Below are 19972 nucleotides of genomic sequence, written 5' to 3'. Positions count from 1 at the left end.
TGTTGCTTTATATTAAATCCTTAAATTTAAATTATTTAGTGATTTCAGAAACAACGCCTGAACCAACAGTACGTCCGCCTTCACGAATAGAGAAACGAGTTCCGTCTTCGATAGCGATTGGGTGGATTAATTCAACGTCCATTGCAACGTTATCACCAGGCATTACCATTTCAACGCCTTCTGGTAATTCAACTACACCAGTTACGTCAGTTGTACGGAAGTAGAACTGAGGACGGTAGTTAGTGAAGAATGGAGTGTGACGTCCGCCTTCTTCTTTTGATAAAACATAAACTTCAGCTTTAAATTTTGTGTGTGGAGTGATTGAAGCAGGTTTTGCCAATACTTGTCCACGTTCGATATCTTCACGTGCAACACCACGTAATAAAGCACCGATGTTATCGCCAGCTTCAGCGTAGTCTAACAATTTACGGAACATTTCAACACCAGTAACTGTTGTTTTAGCTGTATCTTCTTTAATACCAACGATTTCGATTTCGTCACCAACGCGAACTTCTCCACGTTCAACACGGCCAGTAGCAACTGTACCACGTCCAGTGATTGAGAATACGTCCTCGACTGGCATCATGAATGGTTTGTCAGTATCACGAGTTGGAGTTGGGATGTACTCGTCAACTGCAGCCATTAATTCCATGATTTTTTCTTCGTATGAAGCGTCGCCTTCTAATGCTTTCAAAGCAGAACCAGCGATAACAGGAGTGTCGTCACCTGGGAAGTCATATTCAGATAATAAATCACGAACTTCCATTTCTACTAATTCTAATAATTCTTCGTCATCTACCATATCCATTTTGTTTAAGAAAACAACGATGTATGGTACACCAACGTTACGTGATAACAAGATGTGCTCACGAGTTTGAGGCATAGGACCATCAGCAGCAGATACTACTAAGATAGCTCCATCCATTTGTGCAGCACCAGTGATCATGTTTTTAACGTAATCCGCGTGTCCTGGGCAATCCACGTGCGCGTAGTGACGAGCATCAGTTTCATACTCGATGTGAGAAGTGTTGATTGTGATACCACGTTCTTTTTCTTCTGGAGCGTTATCGATATCAGCATAGTTTTGAGCTTCACCGCCACCGTGTTTAGCTAACACAGTTGCGATTGCAGCAGTTAATGTAGTTTTACCATGGTCAACGTGTCCAATAGTACCAATGTTTACATGGGGTTTAGAACGGTCAAATTTTTCTTTAGCCATTTTAAATGTTCCTCCTAAAATATATGAATTTTATTTTATTTGATAGATAGTGACAACTACCTGATCATCTTTAATTAGTTTAACCGAAATCGGTAGAAAATCCTAGTCATAAATAAGCTTACGCCAATTTCTTAACTATTATGCGTTGTTTCCGCCATTTTTCTTGATGATTTCTTCTTGTACAGATTTTGGTACGTCTTCATAGTGGTCAAAGACCATCATAAATGTACCGCGACCTTGTGTTGCTGAACGTAATGTTGTAGCGTAGCCGAACATTTCAGCTAGAGGCACCATCGCGTTAACGATTTGTGAGTTACCGTGTGCTTCCATTCCTTCAACACGTCCACGACGACTTGTAACGTGTCCCATGATATCACCTAAGTAATCTTCTGGTACAGTGATCGTTACTTTCATCATTGGTTCTAAGATAACTGGGTTAGCTTTCTTAGCAGCCGCACGTAGAGCCATAGAAGCTGCTACACGGAAGGCTGTTTCATTTGAATCGACATCATGGTATGAACCATCGTAAAGTTTTGCTTTAATATCAACTAATGGATATCCAGCAAGAACACCGTTGTTCATAGATTCAGCCAAGCCTTTTTCAACCGCTGGGATGTATTCACGAGGAACCACACCACCGACGATGGCATTTTCAAATTCAAAACCTTTTCCTTCTTCGTTTGGTGTAAATTCAACCCAGACATGTCCGTATTGACCTTTACCACCAGACTGACGTACAAACTTACCTTCTGCCTGAGTTAAAGGCGCACGGAAAGTTTCACGGTATGATACTTGAGGAGCACCAACGTTTGCTTCAACCTTGAACTCACGTCTCATACGGTCTACTAATACGTCTAAGTGCAATTCGCCCATACCAGAGATAACTGTTTCACCAGTTTCAACGTTTGTTTCAACGCGGAATGATGGATCTTCTTCTGCAAGTTTTTGCAGAGCCACACCCATTTTATCTTGGTCAGCTTTTGATTTAGGTTCAACAGCAACTTGGATAACTGGTTCTGGGAACTCAATTGATTCAAGAATAACTGGTGAATCTACCGCACATAAAGTATCACCAGTTGTTGTATCTTTCAATCCAACAGCGGCAGCGATATCTCCTGAGAACACTTTGTCGATTTCTTTACGTGTGTTCGCGTGCATTTGTAAAATACGACCGATACGTTCTTTTTTGTCTTTAGAAGCGTTCAATACGTATGAACCACTTTCAAGGACACCAGAATAGACACGGAAGAATGTTAGACGACCTACGAATGGGTCAGTCATAACTTTAAATGCTAATGATGCAAAAGGTGCTTCGTCATCAGCAGGACGAGTTGTTTCTTCGTCTGTTTTAACGTCGATCCCTTTGATTGCATCAATATCTAGTGGTGATGGCAAGTAATCAAGAACTGCATCAAGCATTATTTGAACACCTTTATTTTTAAAGGCAGACCCACACATTACTGGGAAGAATTCAACGTTAATCGTTGCTTGACGGATACCCGCTTTTAATTCTTCGATTGTAATTTCTTCACCGTCTAAATATTTCATCATTAGGTCTTCATCAGTTTCAGCAACAGCTTCAACTAATTTTTCACGCCATTCAACTGCTTGATCCATATATTCTTCTGGAATTTCAGTTTCTTGAATGTCAGTACCTAAATCATTTGTATAAATTTCAGCTTTCATCGTAATTAAATCGATGATCCCTGTGAAGTTATCTTCTGAACCAATTGGTAATTGGATTGGATGAGCATTAGCTTGTAAACGATCATGTAATGAGTTTACAGAGTATAAGAAATCCGCACCGATTTTATCCATTTTATTACAGAAAACAATACGCGGAACTTTATAATCAGTTGCTTGACGCCAAACTGTTTCAGTTTGAGGTTCCACGCCTGATTGTGAGTCAAGAACGGTTACAGCACCATCTAATACACGTAGTGAGCGTTGAACTTCAATAGTGAAATCCACGTGTCCTGGTGTATCAATGATATTTACACGGTAACCTTTCCATTCTGCAGTTGTTGCAGCAGATGTGATAGTAATACCACGTTCTTGTTCTTGTTCCATCCAGTCCATTTGTGATGCACCTTCGTGTGTTTCACCAATTTTATGGATTTTACCAGTATAGTATAAAATACGCTCTGTTGTTGTTGTTTTACCCGCATCAACGTGCGCCATAATACCGATATTACGAGTGTTTTCCAACGAAAATTCTCTTGGCATTCTAGGTTTCTCCTCTCTTTATTTAAATCGATTGTAAAGTGACTGTCTGCAGTAAAGTTAAATTACATACAGAGAGGATCTTACCAACGATAGTGTGCAAACGCACGGTTAGCGTCCGCCATTTTGTGTGTGTCTTCACGTTTTTTAACAGAAGCACCAGTGTTATTGGCAGCATCCATGATTTCTTTCGCTAGACGTTGTTCCATTGTATGTTCACCGCGTAGGCGAGCATAGTTAACAACCCAACGTAAACCTAAAGTTGTACGACGTTCCGGACGAACTTCAACTGGTACTTGATAGTTAGAACCCCCAACACGGCGAGCTTTTACTTCTAGTACAGGCATAACGTTTTTCATTGCTTGTTCGAAAACTTCCAATGGATCGTTACCTGTAGATTCTTTGATGATATCAAATGAATTATAGATGATATTAGCAGCAATCCCGCGTTTTCCATCAACCATTACACGGTTGATCAAGCGAGTTACTAATTTTGAGTTATAAATTGGATCTGGTAAAACATCGCGTTTTGTAACAGGACCTTTACGTGGCATCCGTAACTCCTCCTTCCGAAAATTCTTTATTATATAAGACCTTAGTGATTGTCAAATTATTTAGCAGCTTTAGGCATTTTAGTACCATATTTAGAGCGGCTTTGTTTACGATCTGTAACACCGGCTGTATCAAGCGCACCACGTACGATATGATAACGTACCCCTGGTAAATCCTTTACACGTCCACCGCGTAATAGTACCACGCTATGTTCTTGTAAGTTGTGACCAATACCTGGGATATAAGCTGTTACTTCGATTAAGTTAGACAAACGAACACGGGCATATTTACGTAAAGCCGAGTTAGGTTTTTTAGGTGTCATTGTTCCCACACGAGTACAAACCCCACGCTTTTGTGGTGAATTTACGTTCGTTTGAGATTTCTTAAAGCTATTATATCCTTTGTTTAACGCTGGTGAATTAGATTTATCCACCTTTGATTTACGAGGTTTACGTACTAATTGATTAATTGTAGGCATTCCTTGTTTCCTCCTTCCTCATTTCGCATCTAGTCCCACACATCCAGGTGGTTCTTTTTTAGCGATAAAAAATAATGCAATCTCTGCACTTATTATCAAATATGCTTCGATAGACAGTCAGCACGTCTCAACGAGAGACCTGTAGATAAAGCACCTTTGATAGCATATCACGTCATGTTTTGTTTGTCAACCTCTGTATTTCATTTCTATTTCAACTCGTTAAAACTTGAATATCCCCAATCAAAATATTTTGCCAACTACTTAAAAGAAGATAGGATACAGACATTTAGAAGGAACTAAAAACCAATGCTGCTATTAAAATATATAAACTTTCTGCATAAAGCATTAGATTTGGTCAACTCAACTATTAACATGACTTTTCCAATTGCAAGACACTGCTGTCCAATCAATCCGTACGCACTCACTTCTTCTTTCCACATTCCTATCAGTTTTATCATGATATTTCCTATAATATAAAAAATATAACAAAAATATTTATATTTCTTTTTAAAAAATATATTTGACCTGCAGGAATATAATAAGTACAATTGTAAATATATCAAAAGGGAGGCTCTAAAATGAAAACACACACAACAACTGCAATTAATACTACTTATCAAAAAATAAAAGTAAAAAAACACCGTTATTTATTTTTTTGTATCACGCTCATATCCTTTTTATTTTTGTTACCAAGCCGCAATTATGCAACAGATTTACCAGAAAAGTACGACCCTAGAGAACTAGGACTGACCACACCTGTTAAAACACAAACTAGAGGACTTTGTTGGGCATACGCAGTAAATTCAGCGCTTGAAAGTTATTTAATGATGTCAGGGGAAACGCATGATTTTTCTGCAAATTACTTTAACTATTTACTTGCAAGGGATGCTACGGGAACAATTGGGGAAAATCCGTACGCACATTCTATCAACAGCAATGGAGGTAATTTGGATCAAGGATTTGACTCTGCACCTGCTTTGACTGCCCTGCTAGATTGGTCTGGTCCTGTGAGAGAAACAGATTTTCCAAATAGTATTACTGGAGCTCAACCTTTATCTCTATGGGAAAATCTTCCTGAGCAAAAACACGTGCAAAATGTGATTAACATGAACTCGGTGCCGCTAGATATCAGTGCGGAAGAAAATAATCAACGCGTACAAAAAATCAAGGAATATGTCCATAAATACGGCAATGCCATCCAACGAAATCGAATGTATGTTGGCTACGAAACAGGTCACGCTTCCCAGTTTATTCCCAAAGACCGTGTCGGCCCTGTAAATCATGTTACGACTATCGTCGGTTGGGATGACTCGTATAGCAAAGATACTTTTGTTTATACTCCTTCACAAGATGGTGCATTTATTGTCAAGAATAGTTGGGGAACTTCATGGGGCGATGGCGGCTATTTTTATATCTCTTATGACGATTTTCAATTGAAACGTTCTGATATCGACATCATCTCTCTGGTAGAACCTACTACTAACTACTATAAAAAATATAATTCAGCACTAGAAAACATTGGTTCTTTGATGTCTATCCCTTCAGACAAAACTAGAACTATCGCTAATTCTTATAGTCGTGATAGCAACACCAAAGAGAAACTATCTGCGGTTTCGTTAAAAACTCTTTATGAAAAAACAGCCTATGAAATTTATGTATTACCTTCTGGAAAACCAACGAAAAACTTGGATGGCTTTATTAAAGTCAAAGAAGGGATCAAAAATGACATCGGCACAGAAACCTTTTCTTTAGACACCCCTGTAACATTATCTGGGTCAGATTATTCAATCGCAGTCGCTTACCGCTCACTCGATCCAAATAACAAGTGGCTACCAGTAAATTCAAAATCAGGTGACAACTTGGGTGACAGCTTCACACTCACTGATCGAGGTTCCTGGTACAAAGAAACCTATCGTAATTATTTCATTGCCGGCTTTACTAATCTCGCAGTTGAACAAGTTCCTAGTAATATTAATATCTCAGAAAAAAATGTTCAATTAATTGTCGGGGACAATCATCAAGTAAAAGCAGCCCTAACACCTGAAAATGCGACTTATCCTGAGATTGGATTCAAAAGTAATACACCCAAAATTGCTACAATCAATAGCAATGGAACAATCAATGCTCTGCAAGAAGGTAACGTAACTATAGAAGCTTTTTCTACAAGAAACCCAAACATTACAGCTACTGTCCAAGTAACCGTAACTGATAAACCTAAAATAGATAAGATAGAGTTGAACCTATCCGCACTTTCACTAAAACGCAATGAAAAAGCGACCATCACAGCTAAGACATTGCCAGAAAACGCTCAACCAGAAAAAATCATTTGGAAAGCCGAAAACCCACTTATTGCAACGGTTGATGCTAATGGCGTCATTACAGGTCAAGGAACCGGCGATGGAAGAATATTTGCTATGACAAGCGATGGACGCATTAAAGCTGAATGTGTAGTAACGATTGCTCCTAGCACGTATAATGGCGGGTTCACTTCACTTGAAATGGCGACTGATTTACGAAATAATCAACGTTCCTATTTATATGTTGATGATCCATTAAATGACATAATCTACCTACGCTACGGAAAAGGAATTATATTAAACAGTAAAGATAATTGGTCTGAATTCCATTTGACTACACCTCAAGGCAGAAAGCTAAAATTACTAGACTATCCAGTAATTTCTTGGCATAACATTTCAGAAACCAAGCAATTTGAGCCTAATATCATAATTGAATATTCTACCGATGGAACAACTTTCTCACCAGAAAAACCTGCACTACATGATTTAGAAGGATTTCGTATTACTTTAGATGCTAAAATATCTGAACAGATATTGCTATATGCTGACTTAAAAATGAAGGCCGATAATCTTCAACCAGAAGACAAAAATAAACGCTACTTACCATTAAAAATTGCTTCTGGCGACACTATATACTCCCCATCAGAAAAAATACATTCTGACGGTGAAACAACAAATTGGATTACTAGCTGGAATTTATACTTTGCTAATTAAAGAGACCATCTTTCCTTGCTTTTCTACTCCTAAAAATTTTGCTCGTCGCCTTGATTAGACTATCTTTTTGTACCGTTTAACGGTACAATATCTTTGATTATTTGAAAGGGGCTAACAAGTGAATGAATCTTAAACAAATGGCAGGGATAGAAGCAGCAAAATATGTAAAAGACGGGATGATTGTAGGTCTCGGTACCGGATCTACTGCAAAATTCATGGTAGATGAGATTGGTCGCCGTGTAAAAGAAGAAGGATTATCGATCATCGGTGTAACAACCTCAAAAGAAACGGAGCGTCAAGCACAAGAGTTGGGTATCCCTTTAAAAGGGATCGATGAAGTTCCTTATGTTGACCTAACAATTGATGGAGCAGATGAAATCAGTGAAGATTTCCAAGGCATCAAAGGGGGCGGAGCTGCTTTATTATTCGAAAAAATCGTTGCGACCTACTCAAAAAAATGCATTTGGATCGTGGATGAATCAAAGCTTGTAAAAAAACTTGGTAAGTTCCCGTTACCTGTAGAAGTAGTTCCATATGGCAGCCAACAGTTAGTTCGTTTATTTGAAGAAAAAGGTTATGCTCCTATTTTACGAAAAACAACTGGGGGAGAAACATTAATCACTGATGGCGGTCACTATATCATTGATCTTCATTTAGAAGAAATAGCAGATCCAATCGCTTTAGGTACTTACTTAGATCAATTAGTAGGTGTGGTCGAACATGGATTATTCCTTCAAATCGTCTCAACTGTTATCGTCGGTGGAGAAACAGGTCCTAAAACTATTCATGTACCCAAATAACGAATTATTTGAATAAGATTTGAAAAAAAAGAATAGCATTAAAAAAAGATAAAAAAACAACTACCATTTCGTTCGTTTATATGCTACATTTTTAGTATCCTATTTTACTTTTTTATTAGAAAGGACGAACGATGAAAACAATTGGTTATGCACGAACAACAATTACCGATAACGATTTAGAGGCTCAAATCAAAGTGTTATCTGAATACGGCTGTGACGAGGTTTATCATGAATCTTTCGAGTTTACAGATGACAAACACCTCATTTCTGAGCTGGAGACTGTCCTTAATAGTTTAGAATCAGGCGACACCTTAGTCATCTGCCGCTTGAATCGCCTAGGACGTTCTACACGTCAATTAACTGAATTGACACAAACGTTCAAAGGTTCTGGCATTCATTTAGTCAGCCTAGACGAAGAGATCGATACTCGACATCCCATGGGAGAAATTTATTTCAAGTTAATGAATGGTTTGGCGACGATGGAATGTGATTTAATCAAAGAACGTACTCTAGTCGGGTTGAATAATGCGCGAAAAAAAGGCAAAATCGGCGGACGACCAAAAATAGATGGACGAACCGTAAAAAAAATCCGACACTTATACCACGAAAAGAAAGAGACGATTCAATTTATCTCTTCAAAATGCAACGTTTCTGTCGGTACTTGTTACAAATACATCAATTTATCTGACGAAGATGTTGCGAAGCTTTCTCAAGATTGATAACAATACAACCACTTAATTTTTTAGGAGAGCACAGTGTTCTGGCGCTCTCCTTGTTTGCGCCCTCTTCTTTTTTTATTAAGGAGACTTATCTGTGCTCACTAACTTAAGCAGCACTTTCAGTATTTTCCACTAATTTACAATGGAAATCTATTTTAAAACGGTGTACAATAGAAAAGGAAATGAAAGTTTCAGAAACTACAACTCAAAGGAGAGCTATACATGCCAAAATTAGTATTTTCTCGTCATGGACTTAGTGAATGGAATGCGTTAAATCAATTTACAGGTTGGGCTGACGTAGATTTAGCACCAGAAGGTGTTGAAGAAGCAATCGAAGGCGGACGCAAAATCAAAGAAGCTGGAATTGAATTTGATGTAGCTTATACTTCTGTATTAACTCGTGCGATCAAAACATGTAACTTACTTTTAGAAAACTCAGATCAATTATGGGTTCCACAAATCAAATCTTGGCGCTTAAACGAACGTCACTATGGTAAATTACAAGGTTTAAACAAAAAAGAAACTGCTGAAAAATATGGAGATGACCAAGTTCACATTTGGCGTCGTTCTTACGATACTTTACCTCCATTGATGGAAGCAACAGACGAAGGTTCTGCTGCAAACGATCGTCGTTATGCAATGTTAGACCAACGTGATATTCCAGGTGGAGAAAACTTAAAAGTTACTCTAGAACGTGCATTACCATTCTGGCAAGACGAAATTGCCCCTGCTTTACTAGACAACAAAACTGTTTTAGTAGCAGCACATGGTAACTCTTTACGTGCCTTAGCAAAACATATCGAAGGTATTTCAGATGAAGACATCATGGATCTTGAAATCCCAACAGGTCAACCACTTGTTTATGAATTAAACGATGACCTAACAGTAGCTAAAAAATACTACTTATAAAAAGAAAGACCGCTGAAACCTTATCGTTTCAACGGTCTTTTTTTATTTTTCTAAATTTTCTTTCAAGCGTTTAAGCCAAATAGAGATGCTATCTTGTTGTGTCACAAATTCAAAATCAGACATATTATATTGAACATAGTATCGTTCATCCACAAAACGCACCATGATCGAAGATCGTACTTCTTCCTCTAATGCATCTTTTTGTAACTCTTCACGGTAAAATATCCAACTTGTCGCCGAAACATCCTTAGAGGCCTGTAAATCCTTTTGGATAATTTGGCTAATCGTTTCTATTAAATCCATTTGCTCTATATCTTTAAAATAAGCATACCAAAGTGTTCTGTTTTCAGCATACGTTTCATCAAACAATTGTTTCATAGAATCGTCCCTTTCTCAAGTCGTTGATTTTAGTTATACAAAGTTAGTTTCTGTTAAACATTCACGATAAATCGCTTCAACATCTGATTCAGTTAAGGGAACAAACGCATCTGTTTTAATCGTACTGTGTGCAACTGCTTGTTTCGCCATCTCACCAAATTTTTCCTCATCGATCCCAACAGCTGGCAATGTCATTGGAATATCACAAGCTTTAAAGAAATCGTATGTTGCTTGAATGCCTTTTTTCGCCGTAAGCATGGGATCTTCTTCAGTGATTCCCCAAACATTATGGGCAAACTGAGCAAATCTAGCGACTGTTTGTTCCGAAAGTACATAATTCATCCAACGAGGTGTTAAAATAGCTAAGCCAATTCCATGCGTAATATCATAAAATGCGCTTAATTCGTGCTCCATGGCATGACACGACCAAACACCATGTTTGCCATTTCTTGTTAATCCATTTAATGCTAAACTACTTGACCACATCAAGTTCGCGCGAGCATCGTAATTATCAGGTGTTTCTAATGCAATCGGGCAATTCTTGATTACTGCACGCATCAAGCCTTCTGAAACAAAATCTTGTACATCCGTTCCTTCCGTGATATTAAAATAACTTTCAAATAAGTGGCTTAATATATCAGCAGAACCTGCTGCTGTTTGATAAGCTGGTACAGTAAATGTCGTGGTCGGATCTAAAAATGATACTTTGGGCATCATTGCTGGCCCACCAACACCTAATTTTTGGTTTGTAGCTAAATTGGTGATCACGGCACCAATATTCATTTCGCTCCCCGTTGCAGCTAAGGTTAAAATCGTCACAATCGGCAGCGCTGCACCTTGGAATCCTTTGCGTCCTGCTATGACTTCCCATGGGTCTTCATCACTGTAAAAACCTGCCGCAATCACTTTAGAACAATCGATCGTCGATCCGCCACCTACAGCTAAAATGACATCGATCTCATTTTCCCGGCATAATGCTACGCCACGACGAACCGTTTCAATTCGAGGATTGGGCTCTACACCGCTCAATTCCACCACTTTATTTTGATTCTTTTCAAGTAAGTCGATAACTTGATCGTACAAACCATTTTTCTTAATACTGCCTCCGCCGTAAACGAGCAATACATTTTTACCATATACATCCAATACATCTGTTAACTCTGTTGCCAAACGGTCTTTCCCAAAGCGAATATCTGTGGGTACGTAAAATCTAAAATTATCCAATTTTTCTTCCTCCGTTCAATTTAGGTTTCTTATTATATGATAGTTCATCAAAAAAGAGTGTCAAGAAAACAGACCTTTAATTTCACTCGATTAAATCGTAGTATAAAAACAGCTCCGTCTATAAGCAGGAGCTGTTTTACTAACTATTTTTATTAACTGTTGATTGCTGTTTCTAAACCGACTTCGATCATATCATTGAATGTTGTTTGACGTTCTTCAGCAGTTGTTTCTTCACCTGTTACTAGACTATCACTAACCGTCATGATCGCCAAAGCTTGCACATCAAATTTAGCTGCTAAATAATATAATGCTGCAGCTTCCATCTCGATTGCTAAAACGCCTAATTTCCCTAACTCAAAAACGCCATCCATACTATCTTTATAAAAGACATCATCCGATAAGACATTCCCTACATGCGTTACGAAACCTTTTTCTTTTGCTGTTGTGTAGGATTTCAACAGCAAATCAAAATCAGCGATTTGCGGAAAGTCGTACTTAGGAAAATCATTTCGGATCATTGATGATGGTGTCGCTGCCGCTTGAGCGATCACTAAGTCTCTTACATGTACTTTCTCAGAGATGGATCCGCAAGTACCAACACGAATCAATTTTTTCACATCATAAGAGTTGATCAACTCATGGGCGTAAATAGTCGCAGAAGGCATTCCCATCCCTGTCCCTTGAACAGAGACACGTTCCCCTTTATACGTACCTGTATAGCCTAACATTCCTCTGACTTGGTTATAACATACTGGATTTTCTAAAAAAGTTTCCGCGATGTATTTTGCACGCAGAGGATCTCCCGGTAATAAAATTTTATCTGCGATTTCACCTAGTTTTGCTTCGATATGAACGCTCATATTTTTTCTCCTTTATAATAACTCTTTTATAGTTCAGCTAATGTTGCTTTGATCAATTCTTTAAACTGCGCCTTAACACGTTCTGTTGTTTCAACAACTTCCGCATGGTTCAAACTACTTTGCATACCAGCAGCTAAGTTTGTGATACATGAAATCCCTAAAACTTTCAAACCACTATGTGCTGCAACAATCACTTCTGAGACAGTCGACATGCCAACTGCATCGGCTCCCATCACACGGGACATACGAATTTCAGCTGGTGTTTCATAGGTTGGACCAGAATAGCCCATATAAACGCCTTCTTGTAATGGTACATTTTGTTCTTTTGCCACTTTTTTAGCAATTTCAAAGTAAGCAGGTGTATAAGCATGACTCATATCTGGGAAACGAGGACCCATCGCTTCGTCATTCTCACCAATTAGCGGGTTATCGCCTGTAAAGTTGATATGATCTGTGATCAACATCAAATTACCTGGAGTGAAGTTTTCGTTCACACCGCCAGCGGCATTTGTTACGACAAGCGAATGTGCACCCATTGCTGCCATTACACGAACTGGATACGTCACTTTTTGCATCGAGTGGCCTTCATAATAGTGGAAACGTCCTTGCATAGCCAAAACTTTTTTCCCAGAAAGTGTACCATAAACTAACTTACCAGCATGTCCAACAACCGTTGAAACTGCAAAGTGGGGAACTTCTGAAAACGGAATAGCGATCGCATCTTCGACTTCATCTGCCAACTCACCTAAACCAGAACCCAGAATCAAACCAAAATCAACTTCTCCAACGCCTTTTTCTTTTAAAAACGCTGTTGTCTCTTTTAACATTTCACTTAGTTTTGTCATTATGTCTCTCCTATACCAGTTTATTTAAAAAGCTTTCGCCATTTTCTGTTTTTGGAACTGCAAAGTTTTCAGCCACAGTTGCTGAGATATCTGCATAATGACCTTGCGGCAAGCTGCCTTGGCCGTTCATCTTTTTGCTGTACACTAACAATGGAACATATTCTCTTGTGTGGTCAGTTCCAGGGAAAGTCGGATCATTTCCATGGTCGGCTGTGATCATCAATAAATCGTCTTCTTCCATTGCATCGATGATTTCTGGAAGTCTTAAATCAAAAGCTTCGATTGCATGTGCATAACCGACTACGTCACGACGGTGACCATATAATGCATCAAAATCAACCAAGTTAGTGAAACTCAAACCTTCAAAATCGCGTTTCATCACGTTAAGTAATTGATCTACACCATCCATATTGCTCTTTGTACGAACAGAATCAGTAATTCCTTGACCGTTGAAAATATCGTTGATTTTCCCAACTGCAATGACTTCTTTTCCATTTTCTTTCAACGAATCCAACACAGTGTGACCGAATGGATCTAGCGCATAGTCATGACGGTTGCTTGTTCTTGTAAAGTTGCCTGGTTCACCAAGATATGGACGTGCAATAATACGACCGATCATATAGGGCTCATCTTTAGTAATGTCACGAACATACTGGCAAATACGATATAATTCTTCTAAAGGAATGATTTCCTCATGAGCTGCAATCTGTAATACCGGATCAGCAGATGTATAAACGATCAAATCTCCAGTCTCCATTTGATGTTGTCCATAATCATCAATAACTGCCGTACCACTATATGGTTTGTTACAAACGATCTTACGGCCAGAAAATTCTTCGATTTGTTTTAATAATTCATCTGGAAATCCATCAGGAAATACTCGGAAAGGTTTTTGAATATTCAAGCCCATTATTTCCCAGTGCCCTGTCATTGTGTCTTTCCCTACAGAAATTTCTTCTAATTTTGTCGCATACCCTTTATGATCCGCTACAGCTTCAACATTATGAAGAGGAGCAATTGTTCCTAGACCTAGATTTTCTAAATTTGGGATCGTCAAACCTGCTTCTTTTGCAATATGACCTAACGTATCACTACCTACATCGCCAAATTTTTCAGCATCAGGCGCTTCCCCGATACCAACTGAATCCATTACAACTAAATGCACACGTTTAAACATAACCATCCTTCTTTCCTATTCTTTTAAAAGCTTTACTCATTCATTCTGTAAAACTAGAGTGATAATTATTTATAAAAAGGGCATGACTTAAGATAACTTCCCATAGCCCGCCCTTTTATACTAACTTTATTTTGATTTGATATAATTTTTCCCAATCGCTTTTGGTCCAGAAGCTTTTCCTAAGAAAACGACTAAAACAATAATGGTCAACACATACGGTGCTGCTTGTAAATAAACCGCTGGAATTGATGAAATCACTGGTAAGTTTGATCCAGCAATACTGATATTTTGAGCAAAACCGAAGAATAAAGCAGCGCCCATCGCACCTAGTGGATTCCATTTACCAAAAATCATCGCTGCCATCGAAATAAATCCTTGTCCAGCAATTGTTGTAACTGCAAAACGTCCAGCAATCGTTTGAGCAAAGACTGCTCCTCCGATTCCGCCTAAAAATCCAGAAATCAAAACGCCAGCGTAGCGCATTAAATACACATTGATTCCTAACGTATCAGCTGCTTGAGGATTTTCACCTACTGAGCGAAGACGTAAACCAAAGCGGGTTTTAAACAACACAAACCATGAAAGAATCGCGACTAATATCGCTACAAATGCAGGTAAGGTCGTTTGTTTGAAGAATAAATCTCCTAAAATTGGAATATCCTTCAAAATCGGAAATGAAAAATAACCAAACGATTCAGTGATTGTATCTGTTTGACCTTTTCCATAAATAACTTTGATCAAGAAAATGCCTAAAGCTGGTGCCATCAAATTGACAACCGTTCCACTAATAATATGATCGGCTCTTAAATTGATTGTCGCAACTGCATGAAGCAATGAAAACAACATGCCGACTACACCACCGACTAAACAAGCTAGCCAAGGCGTTGCTGCACCAAAAGTTTCAGCAAACGTTAAATTAAATACGACTGAACTAAAAGCACCCATAACCATGATACCTTCTAGTCCTACGTTTACAATACCACTACGCTCAGAAAATGTCCCGCCCAAAGCCGTGAAGACCAAAGGAGTGGAATAAACCAAAGTTTGTGTAATAATCGGCGCTAATACAGCGATTAATGCAATATTCATTAGATTTTTCCTCCTTCTTGACTGGTCGGATCTGATTTTCCAACTAATTCTTCAACTACCGCTACTTCTTTTTTGCTGCCTGATGCTTTTGCTAATAAGAAACGAATTAAATAGTTGATTGCCACAAAGAAAATGATTGCCGCAATAACAACATCCACTAATTCAATAGGCACTCCTGCACGAAGCGGCATTCCTTGCCCACCCAGTTTCAGCACGCTGAAAAGGATTGCTGATAAGAATATTCCGACCGAGCTTCCTGCCCCCAATAAAGAAATAGCCATTCCGTCAAAACCAATACTTAATGAAGAGCCTTGGACAAAGAAGTTACCAAATGTTCCTAAACCTAGAACAACGCCGCCAAGACCAGCTAATGTTCCAGATATCACCATTGACATCACGATTGTCCGTTTACTGCTCATCCCTGCATATTCTGAAGCGAATGGATTCAACCCAACTGAACGAATCTCGTAGCCCAATGTTGTCTTCTTCATAAGGAACCAAATTAAAACTAAGAAAATAAGAGCCATAAAAATACCAATGTTCAAACGTGAACCGCTACTCAATTCTTTCAAGAAACCTGTTCGTAAACTAGCATTTTCGCCAATTACTTTCGTAACACCTTTGTTGGTCATTAAATCTTTTGACATGACATTATTCACAATATGTGTACTTGTATAAAGAAAAACATAGTTCAACATAATCGTAACGATTACTTCACTTGTCCCAAAGAATGCACGTAACAATCCTGGAATTGCAGCAGCCAACGCTCCCGCCAAAGCACCTGCAAGTACAGCTACAGGCAGTACGACCATACGAGGTGCATCAGGCATAGAAAGTGCCACCCAAATACTTGTTACCCAACCGCATAGCGCTTGACCTGAAAGCCCGATATTAAAGAATCCAGCTGAATTCGCTACGGCAAATCCTAGCGCTGTAAAAATCAATGGACCTGCTGTTACAAAAATTTCCCCGATACTTTTCGGACTTTGAAAAGCAGTCTTCAGCATCGCTTGATAACCAGTGATTGGATCTTGCCCTGAAATCAGCATAATAATTGCACCAAGAAGGAATCCCATCAATACTGATAAAATAGGGACTAAAATATTCCGTAGTCTTTCTGATTGATTATTCAACTGCCTCACCTGCCTCTTGACTTAATTCTCTTCTAGCTTCTTCTAATGAATAACCTGCCATCAGCAATCCTAATTCATTTTCGCTTGTTTCTTTAGGGTCAACGATTCCGACGATTTTTCCAGCATGGATCACTGCAATACGGTCAGAAACATTTAAAATTTCATCTAATTCAAAACTAACAACTAATACCGCTTTATCTTTATCTCGTTGTTCAATCAGGCGTTTATGGATATATTCGATTGCACCAACATCCAATCCACGTGTTGGTTGAGAGACAATCAGCAAATCAGGATTACGGTCGATTTCTCGTGCAATGATCGCTTTTTGTTGATTCCCTCCTGATAGTGCTTTAGCAGGAACCAATTCATTGACTGTCCGCACATCGTATTCTTCTATTAATCTACGTGCGTATGAATTGATTTGAGTGTAATTCAACACGCCAGTATTACTTAATGGTTTTTTATAGTATGTTTGTAGCGCAATATTTTCTGCCAACGTCATATCCAAAATCAATCCATACTTATGACGGTCTTCTGGTACATGTCCAACTCCTGCTTCTGTAATCGCACGAGGTCGTTTATTGGTGATTGATTCTCCTCTTAATTCAACTGATCCGCTTTCTGCTTTGCGTAATCCAGTTAGAGCTTGGATCAATTCCGTTTGACCATTACCATCGATCCCAGCAATCCCTACTACTTCACCAGCGCGTACATCTAAACTAAGACCTTTCACCGCTTCTAATCCACGGCTTTCTTTGACAATTAAATCTTTGATGGAAAGAACCACTTCTTTAGGTTCAGCTGCTTTCTTTTCTGTTTTAAATGAAACAGAACGACCTACCATCATATCCGCCAATTGTTGTGAAGAAACATCTTTGACATTCACCGTGTCAATACTTTGACCGCGACGAATAACGGTACAACGATCCGCTACTTTTTTGATTTCATCTAATTTGTGTGTAATCAAAATGATCGATTTGCCTTCTTGTACAAGTCCACGCATGATTTCGATCAACTCATCGATTTCTTGTGGAGTCAAAACGGCTGTCGGTTCATCAAAAATCAGAACATCTGCACCACGATACAACGTTTTCAAAATTTCCACTCGTTGTTGCGCGCCGACAGAGATATCACGAATATACGCACTTGGATCTACTGATAACCCATACTGCTCAGAAACTCGTTTGATTTCCGCTGTTGCTTTTTTGCGGTCTAATACGCCAGCATTGGTTGGTTCACTTCCAAGAATGATGTTCTCTGTTACGGTAAAAGCATCTACCAACATAAAGTGCTGATGGACCATCCCTATTCCTAAACGATTTGCTGCAGTCGGTCCATTGATCGATACTTTTGAACCATTCATAAAGATTTCACCCGATGTTGGTTCTAATAAACCAGATAAAATATTCATCAAGGTGGATTTTCCTGCACCATTTTCTCCAAGCAAAGCGTGGATTTCTCCAGGCCGGACAGTTAAGTTGATATTATCATTGGCTTTAAACGTCCCAAACTGCTTAGTGATATTGCGCATCTCAATTACAAAGTTTTCCTGAGCCACATTTTTCACATCCTAACGATTTAATCACTTACATTTATATCATCTATTAATACGGTAACTCTAAAAAAATAAAGTAGCTTTTAGGCTCTTAAAGAAAGAAAATGAGTGGTTCGATCATTCGTTTTCTTTCTTTAAAGGCTTAATAAAATCTTAGCGCTGCTACAAACGCAGCGCTAAGCAGTAAATCCTATTCTTTTACGTCTTTTGGTACTTCTGGAACAGTGATTTTTTCAGCGATAATTTCTTCTTTCGCTGCATCAACAGCTTTTTGTGCTTCTTCTGACAAGTAACCTTTTGTCAAATCAACACCGCCGTCTTTCAAACCGTAAACTAAGTGTTCGCCACCAGGGAATTTATCTTCTAATGCACGATTAGAGATATCTTGTACTGCAGCACCTACACCTTTAAGTGTTGATGTTAAAGTGAAGTTATCTTCTTTACCATCTTTTGTTTTGTATTTACCTTCTTTATCTTGATCACTATCTACACCGATAACCCAAACTTTGTCTTTTGAACCAGTTTCATTCAAGTCTTTTGCTTCTTGGAAGACACCTTGTCCTGTACCACCAGAAGCGTGGAAGATAATGTCTGCGCCTTTTTGATACATAGAAGCAGCTAATGCTTTCCCTTTAGCTGGATCACCAAATGAAGCAGCATATTCGATCTCAACTTTGATGTCTTTGTTCAATTTTTTCGCTGTATCGATTACACCTTGATGGAAACCAGCTTCAAAACGGTCGATAACCGCGCCTTCTTCACCACCGATAAATCCTACAGTATTTGTTTTTGTAGTGTGAGCAGCTGCTACACCAGCTAAGTATGAAGCTTCTTGGTCTTTAAATGTCGCAGACACTACGTTATCTTTTCCTTCAATGACACTATCAATGATACCGAATTGTGTATCTGGATTTGCATCTGCTGCAGTACCGATTGAATCAGCTAATAGATAGCCAATACCAAAGACTGTTTTAAATCCGTTAGAAACAGCTGTATCAATATTTGTTACGTATTCTGAAGCATCGTTTGATTGAATGTAATCAAAACCATCTGCTCCTTTTTTCAAATCATGTTCTTTCCCCCAAGCTTGTAAACCTTCCCAAGCTGATTGGTTAAACGAACGGTCATCTACCCCACCGATATCAGTAACGATTACAACGCTATGATCAGCGTCCCCACCTGCTGATTTTCCACCTGTTGAATCTTTTTTACCTCCACCACATGCCGCTAGTGCAACTGTTAATGCTAGTGCAGTCAAGCCAAAACCAAATAATTTTGCTTTTTTCATCTCTGTAAAGCCCCCTAAAATAGTTTTATATTTTCAACAGCCGGATGACTGAATGAAACAAGATAATAATGATACTTAGATTTAAAACAAGTAATGTTCTATAAATCTTTTTCTGTAAATGCATACGGCAATAACTCAGCGACAGTCGTCTCTTTCGTTACACCGTGTTCGCCAACCAGCGTAACTGGCATTTCAGGCGCGCAAAATTCAGCCATCACTTGGCGGCATGCACCGCACGGAGAGATCGGCTCAGGTGTATTTCCTGCAATCACTAAATGTTGAAATTCTCGTTCGCCTTCAGAAACAGCTTTAAAAATCGCTGTCCGTTCTGCACAATTGGTCAATCCATATGAAGCATTTTCAATATTAACACCTTGATAGGTTTTTCCTTCTTTGGTGATTAGGCATGCTCCCACCGGAAAGTGAGAATACGGTACATACGCTTTTAATAACGCATCATCTGCGATAGCTAACCATTCTTGTTTTGCTGTCATTTGTCCGCCGCTTTCTTC

The 19972-nt window shown here is 38.8% G+C and carries 18 protein-coding genes; 4 read left to right on the top strand and 14 right to left on the bottom strand.

The features are described 5' to 3' along the window. Positions 1–31 precede the first annotated feature (31 nt). The 4 genes from tuf to rpsL all read right to left on the bottom strand — a co-directional run bounded on the left by tuf (position 32) and on the right by rpsL (position 4472). Positions 32–1219 (bottom strand): elongation factor Tu, encoded by a 1188-nt coding sequence (gene tuf / locus AC4BB7_RS02225; protein ID WP_010761693.1) that lies wholly within the window; start codon positions 1217–1219, stop codon positions 32–34. Between the two features lie 138 nt (positions 1220–1357). Continuing rightward, complete coding sequence (fusA, locus tag AC4BB7_RS02220) at positions 1358–3445, bottom strand: elongation factor G (RefSeq protein ID WP_069635477.1); 2088 nt, start codon at positions 3443–3445, stop codon at positions 1358–1360. A gap of 80 nt (positions 3446–3525) precedes the next feature. After that, on the bottom strand, positions 3526–3996 hold the full coding sequence (gene rpsG / locus AC4BB7_RS02215; RefSeq protein ID WP_010761695.1) for a 30S ribosomal protein S7: 471 nt from the start codon (positions 3994–3996) through the stop codon (positions 3526–3528). Between the two features lie 56 nt (positions 3997–4052). Continuing rightward, positions 4053–4472: a 30S ribosomal protein S12 gene (gene rpsL, locus AC4BB7_RS02210; protein ID WP_086315334.1), complete on the bottom strand. Its 420-nt coding sequence runs from the start codon at positions 4470–4472 to the stop codon at positions 4053–4055. 578 nt (positions 4473–5050) lie between these two features. On the opposite strand from rpsL, the gene AC4BB7_RS02205 reads away from it, so the two are divergent. The 4 genes from AC4BB7_RS02205 (at position 5051) to gpmA (ending at position 9911) form a co-directional block, all read left to right on the top strand. Then, entirely contained in the window at positions 5051–7483 is a 2433-nt protein-coding gene (locus AC4BB7_RS02205) for an Ig-like domain-containing protein (RefSeq protein ID WP_490484283.1), read from the top strand. A gap of 122 nt (positions 7484–7605) precedes the next feature. Then, the gene (gene rpiA, locus AC4BB7_RS02200; RefSeq protein ID WP_086315332.1) at positions 7606–8283 is read left to right on the top strand and encodes a ribose-5-phosphate isomerase RpiA; all 678 of its coding nucleotides are present in this window, start codon (positions 7606–7608) and stop codon (positions 8281–8283) included. Between the two features lie 131 nt (positions 8284–8414). Then, complete coding sequence (locus AC4BB7_RS02195) at positions 8415–9002, top strand: recombinase family protein (RefSeq protein WP_086315331.1); 588 nt, start codon at positions 8415–8417, stop codon at positions 9000–9002. 222 nt (positions 9003–9224) lie between these two features. Continuing rightward, the gene (gene gpmA, locus AC4BB7_RS02190; RefSeq protein ID WP_010770613.1) at positions 9225–9911 is read left to right on the top strand and encodes a 2,3-diphosphoglycerate-dependent phosphoglycerate mutase; all 687 of its coding nucleotides are present in this window, start codon (positions 9225–9227) and stop codon (positions 9909–9911) included. Between the two features lie 42 nt (positions 9912–9953). On the opposite strand, the gene AC4BB7_RS02185 is transcribed toward gpmA, so the two are convergent. The 10 genes from AC4BB7_RS02185 to AC4BB7_RS02140 form a co-directional block, all read right to left on the bottom strand. Then, positions 9954–10289: a hypothetical protein gene (locus tag AC4BB7_RS02185; protein ID WP_490484282.1), complete on the bottom strand. Its 336-nt coding sequence runs from the start codon at positions 10287–10289 to the stop codon at positions 9954–9956. Between the two features lie 33 nt (positions 10290–10322). Beyond that, the gene (locus AC4BB7_RS02180; protein WP_490484281.1) at positions 10323–11513 is read right to left on the bottom strand and encodes an iron-containing alcohol dehydrogenase; all 1191 of its coding nucleotides are present in this window, start codon (positions 11511–11513) and stop codon (positions 10323–10325) included. Between the two features lie 152 nt (positions 11514–11665). Further along, a complete protein-coding gene (gene deoD, locus AC4BB7_RS02175) occupies positions 11666–12373 on the bottom strand; it encodes a purine-nucleoside phosphorylase (protein ID WP_490484280.1) in 708 nt (235 codons plus the stop codon). A 26-nt stretch (positions 12374–12399) separates the two neighbouring features. Continuing rightward, a complete protein-coding gene (locus AC4BB7_RS02170) occupies positions 12400–13218 on the bottom strand; it encodes a purine-nucleoside phosphorylase (protein WP_490484279.1) in 819 nt (272 codons plus the stop codon). A 10-nt stretch (positions 13219–13228) separates the two neighbouring features. Next, the gene (gene deoB, locus AC4BB7_RS02165) at positions 13229–14395 is read right to left on the bottom strand and encodes a phosphopentomutase (RefSeq protein WP_490484278.1); all 1167 of its coding nucleotides are present in this window, start codon (positions 14393–14395) and stop codon (positions 13229–13231) included. Between the two features lie 126 nt (positions 14396–14521). Beyond that, positions 14522–15484 (bottom strand): ABC transporter permease, encoded by a 963-nt coding sequence (locus AC4BB7_RS02160; RefSeq protein ID WP_010770607.1) that lies wholly within the window; start codon positions 15482–15484, stop codon positions 14522–14524. Further along, the gene (locus AC4BB7_RS02155; protein WP_170923043.1) at positions 15484–16617 is read right to left on the bottom strand and encodes an ABC transporter permease; all 1134 of its coding nucleotides are present in this window, start codon (positions 16615–16617) and stop codon (positions 15484–15486) included. The genes AC4BB7_RS02160 and AC4BB7_RS02155 overlap by 1 nt, the downstream gene beginning before the upstream one ends. Then, complete coding sequence (locus AC4BB7_RS02150; RefSeq protein ID WP_490484277.1) at positions 16610–18175, bottom strand: ABC transporter ATP-binding protein; 1566 nt, start codon at positions 18173–18175, stop codon at positions 16610–16612. The genes AC4BB7_RS02155 and AC4BB7_RS02150 overlap by 8 nt, the downstream gene beginning before the upstream one ends. A gap of 187 nt (positions 18176–18362) precedes the next feature. Beyond that, complete coding sequence (locus tag AC4BB7_RS02145) at positions 18363–19460, bottom strand: BMP family lipoprotein (protein WP_086315324.1); 1098 nt, start codon at positions 19458–19460, stop codon at positions 18363–18365. A 98-nt stretch (positions 19461–19558) separates the two neighbouring features. Beyond that, positions 19559–19954, bottom strand: coding sequence for a cytidine deaminase (locus AC4BB7_RS02140; RefSeq protein ID WP_490484276.1), 396 nt, complete (start codon positions 19952–19954; stop codon positions 19559–19561). Positions 19955–19972: the final 18 nt, after the last annotated feature.

Source organism: Enterococcus sp. AAFC-DPL-5182 (assembly GCF_058216605.1).
This window is presented reverse-complemented; position numbering and strand designations above follow the sequence as displayed.